The sequence below is a fragment of the Actinoplanes sp. TFC3 genome (assembly GCF_001553785.1).
In the GTDB taxonomy this organism is placed as follows: Bacteria; Actinomycetota; Actinomycetes; order Mycobacteriales; family Micromonosporaceae; genus Actinoplanes.
Map to the genome: position 1 here is coordinate 4,893,110 of NZ_LOJP01000001.1, position 16,280 is coordinate 4,909,389.

Below are 16,280 nucleotides of genomic sequence, written 5' to 3' on the forward strand. Positions count from 1 at the left end.
GAGCGATGACCCCGCGCAGCGTTCTCGCGGTCGGCGCGCACCCGGGGGACCTGGAGCTGGGCTGCGCCGGCACGCTCGCCGCGCACCGGGCCGCCAGCGACTTCGTCACCATGCTCGTGCTGGCCTGCGACGGCCCCGATGCGCCGTCGACCAAGCGCGCCGAGGCCGCTGCCAAGTCGCTGGACTGCCTGCTGCTCTGGGGTCCCGAGGCGGCCGAGCGCCGGCATGCGGTGGACCGGCGCAAGCGGGAACGCGGGGCCGGCGAGCGCCGGGTCATGCCCGGGCGCCCGCCGGTCACCGCGGCCATCGAGAACGTGCTGACCGGCGTCGACGCGGACGTCATCTACGTGCACGCCCCGGAGGACGCGAATACCGAACGCCGGGCGGCCGCACAGGCCACGATCGTGGCGGCGCGGCACAACAGCCGGGTGCTGCACTACGCCGGGGAATCCACGCTGCGCTTCGACCCCGCATTGTACGTCGACGTGACGCCGTACCTGCAGCACAAGCTCGAAGTTTCCGCCGACCCGGAGCTGTCCACCGCGACCGCGCGGCACTTCGGCGCCCAGGCCCGGGTGCGCTACGCCGAGGCCTTCGCCCCCGACCGCTTCGTCTGGGACCTGGACCGCCGCTGAGGAAAAGCCCGGGACTCGGATTGCCGCCGCCGCAGAAAGTCCGAGAGCAACCGGTACGCAACCAAGCGTGACCGGAACGTGAACCCCACGTCCTCGAAAGTTCTCCCTGTCAGCCGGTACGGCCCCGCACATCGGGCCTGCCGACCAGCGCTTCCGGGGGGAAACGACATGACCAGCACGATCGTTGCCGACATCACTGCCGACACCACGACCGCCGTGCCGGCCCTGTCCGCCGCGGAGCAGGAAGAGCTGATCCGCTCGCACATGCCGCTGGTCGGCCACCTGGTGCGCGACATGCTCACCCGCATCCCGAACCACATCCACCGCGACGACCTCACCAGCGCCGGCCTGCACGCGCTGGTCACCGCGGCCCGCGGCTGGGACCCGACGCGCGGCATCCCGTTCCACCGCTTCGCCAGCACCCGCATCCGCGGCGCGATCCTGGACGAGCTGCGCTCGCTCGACTGGGCCACCCGCTCGGTGCGCAGCAAGGCCCGCAACACCGACGCCACCCGGCAGAGCCTGATGACCACGCTGGGCCGTACGCCCACCGCCGAGGAGCTGGCGCAGGCGCTGGGCACCACCACCACCGAGCTCAACCAGACCGACAACGACGTGCAGCGCGCCACCGTGCTGTCGCTGCAGGGCTTCACCACCAGCAGCGCCGACGACCTGGTCACCGAGGCCGCGCCGGGCCCGGAGGACATGCTGATCCGCCGCGAGCAGATCGGCTACCTGCACCACGCGATCGGTTCGCTGCCCGAGCGCCTGCAGCTGGTCATCACCGAGTACTTCCTCAAGGAGCGCCCGATGGCCGACATCGCCGCCGACCTCGGCGTGACCGAGTCACGGGTGTCGCAGCTGCGCGCCGAGGCGCTGTCGCTGCTCAAGGACGGCCTCAACACCCACCTCGACCCGCACCTGGCGCCGGTCCCGGAGAACCCGGAGGGCATCACCGCCCGCCGCCGCGCCTCCTACTACTCCTCGATCGCCGGCAACACCAACCTGCACTCGCGGCTGGCCCTGACCAACGCGTACGGCCACACCACGCTCGCGGCGGCCGTCGCCTGACCGGACTTCTCGACGATGGGGCCGGTGCCTGGTGCACCGGCCCTTCGCGTCAGGCCAGCGAGTTGAGTTCCTTGGGCAGCTCGGCGGTGTGCAGCACGCCGAGGCGACGGGTGGCCCGGGTCACGGCGACGTAGAGGTCGCTCAGGCCCCGCGGGCTCTCGGCGATGATCTGGTCCGGCTGCACGACCAGCACGCTGTCGAACTCCAGCCCCTTGGCCTGCTTCACGGTCATCAGCACGACATGGTTGAGCAGGTCGGGCTGCTCCCCCACGGCCGCCCCGGGAATCGCTGCGGTCAGCGCATCACCGAGGGACTGCTCCAGCGCATCCGGTACGAGCACACCGACGCGCCCATCGGCAACAACGGCGGACTCTGACCGTACCGTCGCAATCAGTTCTTCGGTAAGCGCCGCCGGCCCCACCCGCCGGGCCCACGGCGCCACACCGGCCTCCCGCACCGAGCGGGGTGGCTGCAGCGACGGGTCCACCGACGCCAGCACGTCCGCCGCGACCGCCATGATCTCCGCGGGCGTGCGGTAGTTGACGCTCAGCTCGGCCAGCCGCCAGCGCTGCGCGACGTAGGGCTCGAACACCTGATCCCAGGTGGTGGTGCCGGCCAGGTCACCGGTCTGGGCCACATCGCCGACCACCGTCATCGACCGGCTCGGGTTGCGGCGCATCAGCAACCGCCACGCCATCGGCGACAACTCCTGCGCCTCATCCACGATCACGTGCCCGAACACCCACGTGCGATCCGCCGCCGCCCGCTCGGCCGCCGTGCGCGTGTCCAGCACCTCATGGCGCTCGACAAAGGCACTGGCGTCCACCACGTCGGTCGCCGAGAGGATCTCTTCCTCCTGGTCCTCGAAATCCAAGGACCGCGAACCTTCGACAATTTCGAGTACGCCCTCGGCATACTCGATCGCCTGCCGCCGCTCCTGCGCCACGGCCCGCGCCCGCAGGGTGTCGTCCACGCCGAGCAACTCGGCCAGTTCGTCGAGCAGCGGCACATCCGCCGGTGTCCACTTGCCGTCGCGCTCACGCAGCAGCAGCTCCCGCTCGGCCGTGCTGAGCTCGACACCGGCCGACTGCAGCCGGTCGGCGTCGCTGAGCAGGTCCCGCAGCACCTGCCGCGGGGTCAGCACCGGCCACAAGTCGAACAGCGCCTGCTGCACGTCCAGGTCCTCGCGCAGCTCCCGGCGCGTCTCGGCGAGATCCGCCTCCTCCAGCAGGTTCTCCCCGCCCAGCGGGTCGGCACCGATGCGCTCGGCGATCTGCAGCGACAGCGCGTGGATGGCCTCGGTCACGAAGATCTGCCGGGCCACATTGTGCGGGCGTTCCGAACGCCGGGCTGCGGCGCGCGCGTCCTCGCACACCGCGCGCTCGATGCGCAGCGGGTAACCGTCGTGGTCGACCTCGATGAAGTCGTCAGGCACTTCCTGGCGGTCGGCCACCGCCTTGGCCAGCACGTCGAGCATCCCCAGCCGGCCCTTGACGGCGGCCGCCTCGGGCGCCTCGTTCGCGCGCGCGACCACCCCGGGGAACATGTCGCCGAGAGTGGCCAGCAACACACCGGTCTCGGCAAGCGAGGGCAGCACCTGCGAGATGTAGCGCAAGAACGTCGCGTTAGGACCGAGGATCAGCACGCCCTGCCGGGTCAGTTGCGCCCGATAGGTGTAGAGCAGGTACGCCGCCCGGTGCAACGCCACGGCGGTCTTGCCGGTGCCGGGCCCGCCCTGCACGACCATGATGCCGGGCAACCCGGAACGGATCACCTCGTCCTGCTCGGCCTGGATGGTTTCGACGATGTCCTGCATCCGCCCGGTACGCCCGGCGTTGAGCGCGGACAGCAACGCAGCCTCACCGGTCACGTCCTCGCGCCCGGTGGTGCCCCCGGCGTCCAGGTCGAGCACCTCGTCATCGATGTCCACCAGCTGACGCCCGCGGGTACGCAGATGCCGGCGCCGGGTCACCCCCTCGGGCGACACGGCGGTGGCCAGATAGAACGGGCGCGCGGCGGGCGCCCGCCAGTCGATCAGCAGCGGATCGAGCTCGCGGTCCTCGTCGAACAGTCCGATGCGGCCGATGTAGCGGGGGTTGTCTGCAGTGAAATCCAGCCGGCCGAAACAGAGCGCGTTCTCCACGGAGTTCATCTGCGCGACCTGCTCGGCCCAGTGGCTGCGCACGGCCTCGCGCTGCGAACGGCCCTGCGGTGTGCCGCCGTCCTCCAGCAGGATGCCGCGCAACCGGTCGGCGGCCTGCTCCCGGAGCACGTCCAGACGGGAATAGAGAGCGGTGAGATAGGTCTGCTCAGACTCGAGGTCGGTATCGGCGGAGCTTGACAAAACCACTCCCTGCTGTGGTAACATTCGCCAGGTCAGCGGCCTTTAACGGCCGCTCTTTTCGTTCCGGTGCAAACGAAAAGAATAGCCCACGAGTGTCACCGGCGGCAGTGCCGCTTCTTGCCCCCCTTACGCCGCTACCGGCAGTCCGTCGACGCCGGTCAGGGCCAGGCGCTCGTGCAGGGTGCCGCGGGTGCCGATCTGGTCGTAGTACGCCGCCCGGCGCCGCGCCACGCAACCGTCCTTGACGTCGGTGGCCAGCGTCGGCTCGAGGTGCGTGTTGAGACCGTCCTTGAGCAGCGACAACGCCTCGGCCCGCAGCTGCGACACCCGCGACTCGGTAACCCCGAGCTCGGCCGCGATCGCCGCCATCGGCCGTTCCTCGAAGAAGTAACCGGTGATCACCGCGCGCAGCCGGTCCGGCAGCACGTCCACCGCGTGCCGCAGGTAGCCCAGGCGCTCGCGGCGGATCAGCATCTCCTCCGGGCCGGCGCTGGGCTCGGTCACCATGTCGTCGGCGCCGGCCGTGGCGAAGCCCTGCAGGCTGAACACCACAGCGCGCTGCACGTCGTCATCGGCCGCCTCGATGTCCTCGGGCATGCAACCCAGCCGCTCGGCCACCTCGGCCACCGTCGGCGTCCGGCCCAGCTCGGCGGTCAGCTCCTGGCGCGCCGAGTCGGTGCGCCGGGCCCGCTGGCGGACCGAGCGGCTCGCCCAGTCCAGGCCACGCAGCTCGTCCAGCAGCGCGCCACGAACCCGCGCCGCGGCGAACCGGGCGAACGGCACGCCACGCGAGTCATCGAACCCGCGAGCCGCCGCAACCAGGGCCGCGTAACCAGCCGACAACAGGTCGTCACGGTTGACGTGGGCGGGCACCCGGACGAGCATCTCGCGCACCAGGTGACCGACGAGAGGCATGTGCGCCCGGACGACGTCGTCGCGACGGCGATCGGTCTCAGCAACACCGCTCATGGGGGTTCTCCTCGAGGTACCGGCCGGTTCGGGGGATACACCGGCATTGAGGAGTACGGTCCGGCTCGCTGAGTGCAGCCAGGGTCACGTTCGGGTGCAGCCGGGTTGCGGTGGGGGGGCGCGTACACTTGATCTCGCCTTCGGGTCGGCCTCCACGAGCAGCGACTCACGCGCGGTTCTTTTTCAGCCGCGCGGCCCGCGCCGGGAAGGACCCTGACCCCCAAAGACATACGGAGTTCCCACCTGATGACCTCGTTCACCGACCTCGGCGTGCCCGCCGAGCTCGACTCGGTCCTGTCCGGCCTCGGCATCACCAGCCCGTTCCCGATTCAGACCGCCACCCTGCCCGACACCCTGGCCGGACGCGACGTGCTCGGCCGCGGCCGCACCGGCTCCGGCAAGACCTACGCGTTCGCCCTGCCGGTCGTCGCCCGGCTGGCCGCCTCCGGCTCACCCCGGCGCCCCGGCCGCCCCCGCGCGTTGATCCTGGCGCCCACCCGCGAGCTGGCCACCCAGATCGAGGCCACCGTCGCCCCGCTGGCCACCGCGTTCGGCCTGCGCACGCTCACCGTGTTCGGCGGCGTGGGCGCCAACCCGCAGATCCGCGGGCTCAAGAACGGCGTCGACATCCTCGTCGCCTGCCCCGGGCGCCTCGATGACCACCTGCGCAGCGGGCACGCCAGCCTCGACGCGGTGGAGATCACCGTGCTCGACGAGGCCGACCACATGGCCGACCTCGGCTTCCTGCCGGTGGTCCGGCGCCTGATGGACGCCACCCCGCGCGACGGCCAGCGGCTGCTCTTCTCGGCCACCCTCGACAACGGCGTGGACGTGCTGGTCAAGCGCTACATGCGCCAGCCCATCACGCACCACGTGGACTCCGCGGCCGAGGCGCCGGTGCAGATGTCGCACCACGTGCTGCACGTACGCCACGACGACCGCTTCCCGGTGCTGGTCGACCTCGTCGCCGCCCCCGGGCGCACGGTGGTGTTCACCCGCACCAAGCGCCGCGCCAAGACCCTCACCCGCCAGCTGGTGCAGGCCGGCGTGCCGGCGGTCGAGCTGCACGGCAACCTCGCGCAGAACGCCCGCAACCGCAACCTGTCGGCGTTCTCCGACGGCAGCGCCCAGACCCTGGTGGCCACCGACATCGCGGCCCGCGGCATCCACGTCGACGATGTGGCGCTGGTCATCCATGCCGACCCGCCGGTCGAGCACAAGGCTTACCTGCACCGCTCCGGCCGTACGGCCCGGGCCGGCGCGCACGGCACGGTCATCACGCTGATGACCGACGACCAGCAGGGCGACGTGCGCGACCTGACCCGCAAGGCCGGCATCAAGCCGACCACCACCAAGACCCGCCCGGGCGACGCGCTGCTGGCCGAGCTGGCGCCGGGCGAACGCTCGTACACCGCGCCGGCCGACTTCGCGTCGGTAATGGACGCGGCTGCTCCGGCGGGCGGCTCATCCTCTGCTGCGTCGTCTTCCGCTGGTTCGTCGTCTGAGGGCGCCCGGGCCGGGCGGGGACGCCGGCGTGGCAGCGGGCGGGCCGAGCCGACCGGCGGTTCCGCACCGGGTTCTTCCCGCGGCAGCAGCTCGGGCCGGGGTTCGCGCAGCGGTGCCGGCGGGGCCGGGCGGGCTCAGGGCGGTCCTTCGCTGGGCGGCTCGCCGCAGGGTGGCCGTTCGCAGGGTGCTGGGCGGGCTCAGGGCGGCCAGGGTTCGGCGCGTGGTGGTTCGCAGGCGGCGCAGGGTGGCGGCGGCAGCGGTCAGGGTCGCAGCCGGCGTGGGGGCACGGGCTCGACCCCGGTGCACACCACGCAGTCCGGCGGCGCCGCGGCCTTCTCCGCCGGCAGCCGCGTCGGTGGCCGCCGCGGCCGCTGAGGTCCTTCGCCACCAGAATTGACGTCCGGGAGCTGTGTTCAAGCTCCCGGACGCTGCTCTGCCGGCGGCCCTTTACGGCGTTGCGACGGCGATCTCCCCGCCCAGGCGGTATCCGTCGCACAGCTCCAGCTCGTCCCCGCTCCAGAAGCGGCCCGGGTCGTACCAGCTGGCCTTGCGCCCGCGCGGCAGCAGACCCATTTCCTCGTACGTCACCGCGACCACTTCCGCGCAGTACGCCGTCTCCGGGTCGGCCGTGGCCCGCGATTCCTGCCAGGGCAGCCGGATCTGCGGCACCCGGCCCCGCGCCCAGCGCCACGCGAGCTGGGTGCTCGACGGGAACGGCGTGCCGTCCAGGCGGGCCACCGTCCTCAGCGCCTTGTCTTCCATTTCCTTGGTGACCGGCTGCTCCAACTGGCGCAGCCACCCGCGCTGGCCGTAGCGATGGGCCCAGACCGTTACCGCGTCGCGCAGGTCGTGCAGCTGCACCCCGCGCTGGAATGTGCCGGACCACATGTCGGGCAGCGACTTGCCTAGCTCGGCGTGCCACATCAGCGGGGGCATGTCCTCGACAACTATCGACATGCCGACGTGGTTGACCGGGCTGTTGGTCATGGTCTGGATGGCGCGGTCGGGCCCGGAGCGACCCCGGAAAATCCAGATATCCCCGGTGCGGGTCAAGTCGATGGCATCTTCGAGACTGATATCGGCAACCACTTGTCTATCCTCGGCTGATGCGTCTGTGGAAAGTAGCGGGACTGGCCGGGCTGGCGGGCATCGCCGCCACCGGAGCGGTGCTGGCACGACAGGAACGTCGGCGCCGGGCGTACACGCCCGAGGAGATCCGCGAGCGGCTGCACGCGCGGGTCGCCGAAGCGGAGAATACTCCTGAGTCGGTGATCGCCGGCGACGACTGACCCCGCACCGCCGCCGCGGGGTCAGACAACGTCGGAATCCCGCAGCAGCGACCACAGGCCGGCCCCGTCGGGCGCGGCGAACCACGTCTTGCCCCCGGAGCCGACCGCTTCGGGGGTGCCCGACGGCCCCGGGATGGCACCGGCGAGCACGGCCTGGGTGGGCGAGAGCCGCCGGATCGCCACCGCGGCCACGTTGTCCGGGTGGGCGTTCGCAAACGCGGAGTAGATCTCCTGGTCGTGCTGCCCGTCGTCGCCGATCAGCAGCCAGCGGATGTGCGGGAACTCGTTGGACAGCCGGGCCAGGGTGTTGCGCTTGTGTTCCTGGCCGCTGCGGAACCAGCGGTCCGGCGTGGGTCCCCAGTCGGTGAGCAGCAGCGGGCCGGCCGGGTACAGGTGGCGCGACAGGAACCGGCTGAGCGTCGGCGCGACGTTCCAGGCTCCGGTGGACAGGTAGAACACCGGGGCGCCGGGGTTGGCGTTGACGAGCCGTTCGTACAGCACCGCCATGCCCGGCACCGCCATGCGCGCATGCTCGTCCAGCACGAACGTGTTCCAGGCGGCTAGCAGAGGACGCGGCAGCGCGGTGACCATGACCGTGTCGTCGATGTCGCTGATGACACCGAACTTGCAGTCCGGGTCGACCACGCGGATCGGTGCCTCCACGGGCTGGGCGCCGTCGGTGGTCAGCTGCACGCTGGCCCACCCCGGCTCGAGGTCACCCTTGACCCGGGTGTCGACGTAGCCGCTGCGGTCGGTGCGGGTCTCATGGATCTGGTCGCCCACCTGGATGCGGACCAGCGCGTTGTGCACCGGCGAGGACGTGAAGCTGCGCCAGCCGCGGACCTTTTCCAACTGTTTGGCCGTCTGGTTGCGCCGGGTGAGCACAACCCGGGCCATGACGCGGGCCCAGCCCGGTGCTCCGTACCCGGTGTAGGCAGTGATCACCGGCTGCCAGCCACGTTGCCGCAGCCTCCGCTCGATGACCTCGTGCACGGCATCCTCGATGCGCGCGGCGCGATGCAGCCGCACGGCGGGCGGGCGGCCCGCCGGGGTCACTGACACGTCGGCCTCCTGGGCGTAACTCGGCGCACTTGGAACGGTACCTGGCTCACCCGTCTCGCGCTCCGCAAGCCGGGCAAGCACGCGGCTCGATGCCCATTTCTTACCCGCTCAGTGCACCGCCAGTCGCGCCGCCGCCGGACGAGCCGCGGGTTCGGCCGCAGCCCGGCGCTGCGGACCCACCGGACGCGCGGTGCGGCCGGCACTGGTCGCCGCGGCCACAGCTTCGGCCCGCAGGCTGCGCAGGGCCACCGCCGCCCGTTCGGACTCCAGCCAGGCGGCCCGCTCGCGCTGCGTGGCCGCTTGAAGTTCGGCAAACCGATGCTCGCGTACGGCGCAGCGCAACGCCGTCTCCTGAGCCACCGGATGCCGGCGCGGGTTCCAGCCACCCCGATGCGCCAGCACCTCGTTGAGCTGGCCCATCGACAGCTCCCGGCACCGGCAGGCGGCCACCGCGCGGCGGTGCAGGAACCGTTCCCGGTCGGCGATCTCGGCCCGGGTGCGCCGCTGTTGGAGCACCGGGAACGCGGCGGCCGCCGTGCACCGCCGGGCCACCCGGTCGGCGCTGTCGTACGCCGCCCACGCCGCTTCGACCTCGTGCTGGGCCTGCTCCCAGGCCGTCCGCCGTTGCCGGGCCTTCTCGGCGGCCCGCTCGGCTGCCAGCCGGATCTCGCCCGAGCGCCGCAGGTCCTCGGCCGACGCGGCCGCACGCCGGGCGCGCTCGCGGCCGAAACGGAGGTGCCGGAGGCTGGGGTCTGTTTCGCAGGGGGTGGCCGGGCGGCGGCGGGGTACGCCGAGGGCCGCCGTGGTGGCGGCCAAGGCGAGCAGCAGGGTCATCCAGATGAGGGCGGCGGTTTGCACAGCGGCACCGGCTTCTCTCGTGCGTCAGGAATCACTGTCTGTAGTGAGAATGGTCCGGGCGCAACGGCCCGCAGGTACGGCGCAGAGGTGCGCACGAAGCGCGGCGGCCGTCAGGCGGGCGGGGCGCGACCGGAGTGGGACTCCTGGTAGGCACTGCCGGGCAGCGCCGCATCGGCGCTGATCGTCAGGCCCGAGGCCGGCGCGGCGCCGGCCGGCAGCTCGTCGCAGCCGACTTGCTCGACGACGCCGGCGTCGGGAACGAGGATCTGGGCCGCAGGGCCGGCCGGGGCCGCGGCCGGGGCGTCGACGACCGTGACGACATAGGGCGGGCCGGGGACCTCGGGGGTGCCGCCGAGCGCCGGAACGGCGAAGGCCAGCGCAATCAGCGCGAGGCCGGTCAAGAACTGCAGCAAACGGCTGAACTGCAGCAAACGGTGCCCGTCCCACAGACGGGGGAGCACGCGCGCCACTACAGCCACTCGGACAACTTACCGCGTACCGCAGGTCCGTGCACATAACGCATCGACTGAGTACTTCGTCCCACTCCGTCGGGTGATCACGAACCGGCGAGGGACTATGGAGGGGTGATGGACGAGCTTGCCGAGTGGGTTACCGATGGTGGCGTTGTCGTGCTGAGCGGCGCCGGGCTGTCCACGGAGTCCGGCATCCCGGACTACCGGGGACCGTCCGGGGTCGCCCGGCGGGCCACGCCGATGACGTACCAGAGCTTCACCCGCGACCCGATCGCCCGGCGGCGGTACTGGGCGCGCAGCCACCTCGGCTGGCGCACCATCGGCGATGCCCGGGCCAACGACGGGCACCGGGCGGTGGCTCGGCTGCAGGAGCTGGGCCGGCTGGACGGGATCATCACGCAGAACGTGGACGGGCTGCACCAGGACGGCGGCGCGCACGGCGTGGTCGAGCTGCACGGCAACCTCGCCCGGGTGGCTTGCCTGGACTGCGGTGACCTGAGCGAGCGCGGCGAGCTGGAGGCCCGGCTGGACGCGGCGAACCCGGACTTCGCCGCCGCCGTTTCGGCAGTCAACCCCGACGGTGACGTGGAGATCGACGACGCCGGCTTGGACGGGTTCACGGTGGTCGGCTGTCTGCTGTGCGGCGGGATGCTCAAGCCGGACGTGGTCTATTTCGGCGAGACCGTACCCAAGGACCGGGTCAGCCGCAGCTTCGAGCTGGTAGCCGGGGCCCGCACCTTGCTGGTGCTCGGTTCGTCACTGACGGTCATGTCGGGTCGCCGGTTCGTGCTGCGCGCGGCCAAGGACGGGATCCGGGTCGCGATCGTCAATCAGGGCCTCACGCGGGGTGAGCCGTACGCGCAAGTGGTGGTCGACGCCGCGTTGGGCGCCATGCTGCCGGAGTTGGTCCGCCGGGTTGAGGGCGTACCGGCAGGCAACTAATTTTTCCGTCCGGTTAATCCTCTTCGGAGCATTTTGCCGGGACCGGGGAGGCAAATGTGTGCCCCTTGGTTATGCACCTGAAACCTAAATAAAGACGCCGACGCGTTGACGTGACGGGGCTCACGGGAGTTAACTTCCGGAACCGCTCCCGAAACCGGTTCCGAAACTGCTGTGAAACCGGGCCGACACCCGCCGGAGGACACGTGCCAATCACTATCGCCGATGTGGCGGCCCGGGCCAAGGTCAGCAAGACCACAGTGTCCCGGGTCCTCAACGGCAAGGGTGAGCTGGACGAGTCCACCGCCGCCCGGGTCCGCGCGGTAATCGAGGAACTCGGCTACGTGCCCAGCTCCCGCGCCGTCGGGCTGGCCCGTGGTCGTACCCGGGTGGTCGGCATGCTGGTCCCCTCGCTCACCTGGCCGTGGATCGGTGAGGTCCTGCAGGGCGCCGTCGACGTGCTGGAGACCGAGCGGTACGGCCTGCTGCTGTTCACCTGCAACCGCGGCGAGGAGTCGATGCGCCAGTTCGGCGCGCAGGTCTCCGCGAAGAGCTTCGACGGCCTGCTGGTCATCGAGCCCGAGGGCACCCTCGACTACATCGCCGGCCTGCACGCCCGCGGGTTGCCAGTGGTGCTGATCGACGACCGCGATGTCCAGCCCGGACAGATCCCGAGCGTGGGCACCACCAACTTCACCGGCGCCGGATCGGCCGCCCGGCACCTGCTCGGCCTCGGACGCACCAAGCCGCTGGTCGTGGCGGGCCCGGAGCGCTTCGGCTGTACGGTGCAGCGGCTGGAAGGCTTCGCCACCGAGTACGCCGAGGCCGGTCACCCCATCCCGGCCGAACACGTGCTGCCCGGCGACTTCACCATCGACTGCGGCTTCGAGGGCGTCAACGCCGCCATCGACGCCGGGCGGGAATTCGATGCGGTGTTCGCCCACAACGATCTCACCGCCGCCGGCGCCATGCAGGCCGTGCTGGACAGCGGCCGGCGGGTGCCGCAGGACGTGGCCATCGTCGGGTTCGACGACATCCCGCTGGCCGCGCACACCCAGCCGCCGCTGACCACCGTGCACCAGCCGTTGCGCGAGATGGGCGAGGCCGCAGCCCGCACGCTGCTCGCCCATTTCGAAGGCTCACCCCTGCCCAACCGACCGACAGTCATCCCCGCCACCTTCACCGCGCGCGCCTCGAGTGGCGCCGAATAACACCACATCGCAGACCACCGTCCGGGCTCGCCAGCGCCCGGTCGCACCCGCCCGCACCTCGGGCAACCCCTCTCACCCGATTTCGCCTTACTAGAGGAGATCCAAAGATGCAGAGAAGGAAACTGTTCGCGGTCGCCCTCGCGGGCGTGCTCGCCGGGGGCGGCCTTGCTGCCTGTGGCGATTCCCCGAACGCGAACAACAAGAGCGCGTCCGGCGGCGCGACCTTCCTGACCGTCGGCATGCCCAACGGCCCGCAGACGGAGAACCACAACCCGTTCCTGACCACCTCGGCCGGCGCCTCGCTGGGCTACCGGTGGGCCATCTACGAGCCGCTGATGATGTGGAACCCGGTCAAGCCGGCCGAGGAGTCCAAGCCGTGGCTGGCCACCAAAGCGGAGTGGACGCCCGACTTCAAGAAGGTCACGATCACCGTCCGCGACGGTGCGACCTGGTCCGACGGCAAGCCGGTCACCGGTGACGACGTCGCGTACACGTTCAACCTGATCAAGAAGAACGAGGCGCTGAACCTGGCCGCCACGCCGTACGGTGAGATCACCAACAGCGGCAACACGGTCACCGTGACGTTCACCAGCTCGATGTTCGTCTACAAGGACAAGTGGCTGGGCCAGACCCCGATGGTGCCCAAGCACCTGTGGGAGAGCGTCTCCGACCCGACCAAGGACCCGGTGAAGAGCCCGGTCGGCTCGGGCCCGTACACGCTGAAGTCCTTCACCCCGCAGACCACCACGCTGTCGGTGCGCACCTCGGGTTACTGGCAGGACCTGCCGCAGGTCAAGGAGCTGCGCTACACGTCGTACACCGACAACAACGCGCAGACCACCGCGCTGGCCGACGGCTCCAACGAGTGGAGCTTCGTCTTCATCCCGAACTACAAGTCGGTCTTCCTGGACAAGGACCCGGCGCACTACAAGGTCTGGGCCCCGCCGGTCCTGGGCATCCACGGCGTCTACATCAACACCACCAAGAAGCCGTTCGATGACCCGAAGCTGCGCCAGGCCATGGGCATGGTGATCAACCGCGAGGACATCTTCAACCAGGCCGAGGCCGGTTACTTCCACCCGCAGATCACCAGCGTGACGGGCCTGCCGCAGCCGGCCGGTGACGCGTTCATCACCGAGCAGTACAAGGGCAAGAACGCCACCGTGGACGTGGCCGGCGCCAAGGCGCTGCTCGAGTCGGCGGGCTACAAGCTCAACGGCACCACGCTCAACGACCCGAGCGGCAAGCCGGTCAAGCTCACCCTGACCGACCCCAGCGGCTGGTCCGACTACCAGACCTCGCTCGAGATCGTGAAGAGCAACCTGGCCGAGATCGGCATCCAGGCCACCGTCGACAAGGCGAACCAGGACGCTTGGTTCCGCAACGTCGAGGAAGGCAACTTCGACGCCACGTTCCGCTGGACCAACGGCGGCTCGACGCCGTGGGACATCTACCAGACGGTCATGGACGGCTCGCTGCTCAAGCCGATCGGCACCGCCTCCCCCGGTGGTAACTTCGGCCGCTTCAACAGCCCCGAGGCGACCAAGGCACTCAAGGACTACGCGAACGCCTCGGACGACGCCGCCCGCACCGCCGCGCTCACCACGATCCAGAAGATCTTCGTCGAGCAGGCCCCGATGATCCCGGTCGGCGCGGACAACGTGGGCATGGCCTACAGCACCAAGAACTGGGTCGGCTGGCCCGATGACACCAACCCCTACGGCGCCGGTCAGCCCACGCAGGCCAACGCCCTGGACGTCATCCTGCACCTCAAGCCCGCCAACTCCTGATGCGCTGACGCCGCCCCCGTCTCGCCCGAGGCGGGGGCGGCACCGCAAGGTCACCCCTTTCAAGAAGGAACACGGCATGACGTTGAGCCCCGACGTGACAGCGCCGGCGACCGAGGTGGTGCTTGAGGCGCAAGGCCTGACCAAGCACTTCCCCGTCCGGCGGAGCCTGCGCGACATCTTCAAGCGCACGCATGAGGCCGTGCACGCGGTCGATGATGTCGACCTCACGCTGCGGCGCGGCCGGGTGGTCGCCCTGGTGGGCGAGTCCGGCTCCGGCAAATCGACGGTCGCGCGGTTGCTCGCGCAGCTCTACCCGCGCACCGGCGGGGACATCCGGTTGCATGGCGAATCGACGAAGGTCAAGGGCGGGCGCCAGTTCCGCTCGTACGCCCGGCGGGTTCAGATGATCTTCCAGGACCCCTTCGCGTCGCTGAACCCGGTGCACACCATCCGGTATCACCTGACCCGCGCGCTGAAGATTCACGGCAACGCGGGAACCACGGCGCAGGAGTTGGAGCGGGCCCTCACCGACCTGCTCAACCGGGTCAGCCTGACGCCCCCGGAGCGCTACCTCGACAAGTTCCCCCACGAGTTGTCCGGCGGTCAGCGCCAGCGCGTGGCCATCGCCCGGGCGTTGGGCGCGAACCCGGAGGCGCTGCTGGCCGACGAGCCGGTGTCCATGCTGGACGTCTCGATCCGCCTGGGTGTGCTCAACCTGTTGCGCGACCTCAAGGAGCGGCTGAACCTGGCCATTCTCTACATCACCCACGACATCGCGTCGGCGCGCTACTTCGCCGACGAGACTCTGGTGATGTACGCCGGCCGGATGGTCGAGGGCGGCGACAGCGAGACGGTCACGCAGTCCCCGGCCCACCCGTACACCCGGCTGCTCATCGATTCCGCTCCCGACCCCGACCGGATCCAGAACATGCTCGCCGACACCGCCGATCGCGGCGACGGCGAACCGCCGAGCCTGATCCGCCCGCCGGCCGGTTGCCGGTTCCACCCGCGTTGCCCGGCCGCAATGCAGCGGTGCACCACCGACCTGCCGGTCCGCCTCGAGATCGGTGACCGGCCCGGGCACTGGGCCGCGTGCTGGCTCTACGACGAGCAGACCGTGGCCACCAGCCCGAAGATCGCGGAGGAGGCACGGTGAAATACCTGCTCCAGCGCATCCTGTTCTACGTCTTCACGGCGTGGGCAGCGATCACCATCAACTTCTTCATTCCCCGGATGATCCCCGGCGACCCGGTCAAGTCGCTGCTCGCCCGCTTCCAGGGCCAGATGAGCTCGCAGGCCATCGACTCGCTGTACGTGCTGTTCGGCCTGGACAAGGACGCCAGCATCTGGTCGCAGTACATCGACTACTGGAAGCAGCTCTTCCACGGCGACCTGGGGCTGTCGTTCACCGCGTTCCCGGCGCAGGTCTCCGACGTCATCAGCGACGCGCTGCCGTGGACGCTGGCCCTGGTCGGCATCACCACGATCATCAGCTTCTTCCTGGGTACCGGGCTCGGCGTGCTGGCCGGGTGGCGGCGCGGTTCGTGGGTCGACGGCCTGCTGCCGGCCACCACGTTCCTGTCCTCGGTGCCGTACTTCTGGCTGGGTCTGCTGGCGATCTTCCTGCTGGCCGGGCCGGACAGCTTCTTCCCCTCCAGCGGCGGCTACTCCCCCGGTCTGGTGCCGGCCTTCGACCAGTACTTCATCCCGGACGCCATCCAGCACAGCCTGCTGCCCGCGCTGACGATCCTCATCTCCTCGGTGAGCGGCTGGATCCTGAGCATGCGCAACATGATGGTGACCGTCGCGGCGGAGGATTACATCACCGTCGCGCACGCCAAGGGGCTCTCCGATCGCCGGGTGGCGCTGAGCTACGCCGCTCGCAACGCGTTGCTGCCCAACGTTTCCGGCTTCGCGCTCTCGCTGGGCTTCATCGTCGGTGGCACGCTGCTGGTCGAGATTGTGTTCTCGTACCCCGGTCTCGGCTTCCTGCTCTTCCGAGCCGTGACGGCCAAGGACTACCCGCTGATGCAGGGCATCTTCCTGGTCATCACCATCTCGGTGCTGGTGGCCAACCTGATCGCGGACATCGCTTACCTGCTGCTCGACCCGCGTACCCGCAAGGAGGGCTGA

At 70.4% G+C, this 16,280-nt stretch carries 15 protein-coding genes; 9 read left to right on the forward strand and 6 right to left on the reverse strand.

Annotation, left to right across the window (positions count from 1 at the left end; genetic code table 11):
- Nucleotides 1–5: 5 nt before the first annotated feature.
- The gene (locus tag TFC3_RS22120) at nt 6–635 is read left to right on the forward strand and encodes a PIG-L deacetylase family protein (RefSeq protein ID WP_067503165.1); all 630 of its coding nucleotides are present in this window, start codon (nt 6–8) and stop codon (nt 633–635) included.
- 168 nt (nt 636–803) lie between these two features.
- Nucleotides 804–1,706: a sigma-70 family RNA polymerase sigma factor gene (locus TFC3_RS22125; RefSeq protein ID WP_067503169.1), complete on the forward strand. Its 903-nt coding sequence runs from the start codon at nt 804–806 to the stop codon at nt 1,704–1,706.
- 49 nt (nt 1,707–1,755) lie between these two features.
- Here the strand turns inward: TFC3_RS22125 and TFC3_RS22130 are convergent, their stop codons facing one another.
- Nucleotides 1,756–4,074 carry an ATP-binding domain-containing protein gene (locus TFC3_RS22130; protein ID WP_067503172.1) on the reverse strand — a complete coding sequence of 773 codons (2,319 nt, stop codon included), beginning with the start codon at nt 4,072–4,074 and terminating at the stop codon, nt 1,756–1,758.
- A 102-nt stretch (nt 4,075–4,176) separates the two neighbouring features.
- Nucleotides 4,177–5,019, reverse strand: a complete 843-nt coding sequence (locus tag TFC3_RS22135) for a sigma-70 family RNA polymerase sigma factor (protein WP_067503174.1) — start codon at nt 5,017–5,019, stop codon at nt 4,177–4,179.
- 246 nt (nt 5,020–5,265) lie between these two features.
- Here TFC3_RS22135 and TFC3_RS22140 point away from each other — a divergent pair, with 246 nt between their 5' ends.
- Nucleotides 5,266–6,900, forward strand: a complete 1,635-nt coding sequence (locus TFC3_RS22140; RefSeq protein ID WP_067503177.1) for a DEAD/DEAH box helicase — start codon at nt 5,266–5,268, stop codon at nt 6,898–6,900.
- A gap of 72 nt (nt 6,901–6,972) precedes the next feature.
- On the opposite strand, the gene TFC3_RS22145 is transcribed toward TFC3_RS22140, so the two are convergent.
- Entirely contained in the window at nt 6,973–7,614 is a 642-nt protein-coding gene (locus TFC3_RS22145) for a hypothetical protein (RefSeq protein ID WP_067503180.1), read from the reverse strand.
- A 17-nt stretch (nt 7,615–7,631) separates the two neighbouring features.
- On the opposite strand from TFC3_RS22145, the gene TFC3_RS22150 reads away from it, so the two are divergent.
- Nucleotides 7,632–7,814, forward strand: coding sequence for a hypothetical protein (locus tag TFC3_RS22150; protein WP_067503183.1), 183 nt, complete (start codon nt 7,632–7,634; stop codon nt 7,812–7,814).
- 21 nt (nt 7,815–7,835) lie between these two features.
- Here TFC3_RS22150 and TFC3_RS22155 read toward each other — a convergent pair whose 3' ends face one another.
- The 3 genes from TFC3_RS22155 to TFC3_RS22165 form a co-directional block, all read right to left on the reverse strand.
- Nucleotides 7,836–8,876: an App1 family protein gene (locus TFC3_RS22155; RefSeq protein WP_153040331.1), complete on the reverse strand. Its 1,041-nt coding sequence runs from the start codon at nt 8,874–8,876 to the stop codon at nt 7,836–7,838.
- Nucleotides 8,877–8,984: 108 nt separating this feature from the next.
- Nucleotides 8,985–9,734: a hypothetical protein gene (locus TFC3_RS22160; protein ID WP_067503188.1), complete on the reverse strand. Its 750-nt coding sequence runs from the start codon at nt 9,732–9,734 to the stop codon at nt 8,985–8,987.
- 110 nt (nt 9,735–9,844) lie between these two features.
- Nucleotides 9,845–10,195, reverse strand: coding sequence for a hypothetical protein (locus TFC3_RS22165; protein ID WP_153040332.1), 351 nt, complete (start codon nt 10,193–10,195; stop codon nt 9,845–9,847).
- 126 nt (nt 10,196–10,321) lie between these two features.
- On the opposite strand from TFC3_RS22165, the gene TFC3_RS22170 reads away from it, so the two are divergent.
- The 5 genes from TFC3_RS22170 to TFC3_RS22190 all read left to right on the forward strand — a co-directional run bounded on the left by TFC3_RS22170 (nt 10,322) and on the right by TFC3_RS22190 (nt 16,280).
- On the forward strand, nt 10,322–11,149 hold the full coding sequence (locus TFC3_RS22170) for an NAD-dependent protein deacetylase (RefSeq protein ID WP_067503194.1): 828 nt from the start codon (nt 10,322–10,324) through the stop codon (nt 11,147–11,149).
- Between the two features lie 203 nt (nt 11,150–11,352).
- Nucleotides 11,353–12,357, forward strand: a complete 1,005-nt coding sequence (locus tag TFC3_RS22175) for a LacI family DNA-binding transcriptional regulator (RefSeq protein ID WP_067503197.1) — start codon at nt 11,353–11,355, stop codon at nt 12,355–12,357.
- Nucleotides 12,358–12,464: 107 nt separating this feature from the next.
- Nucleotides 12,465–14,147: an ABC transporter substrate-binding protein gene (locus TFC3_RS22180; protein ID WP_067503201.1), complete on the forward strand. Its 1,683-nt coding sequence runs from the start codon at nt 12,465–12,467 to the stop codon at nt 14,145–14,147.
- Between the two features lie 76 nt (nt 14,148–14,223).
- Complete coding sequence (locus TFC3_RS22185) at nt 14,224–15,303, forward strand: ABC transporter ATP-binding protein (protein WP_067503204.1); 1,080 nt, start codon at nt 14,224–14,226, stop codon at nt 15,301–15,303.
- The gene (locus TFC3_RS22190) at nt 15,300–16,280 is read left to right on the forward strand and encodes an ABC transporter permease (protein WP_067503207.1); all 981 of its coding nucleotides are present in this window, start codon (nt 15,300–15,302) and stop codon (nt 16,278–16,280) included. Before TFC3_RS22185 ends, TFC3_RS22190 begins: the two co-directional genes overlap by 4 nt.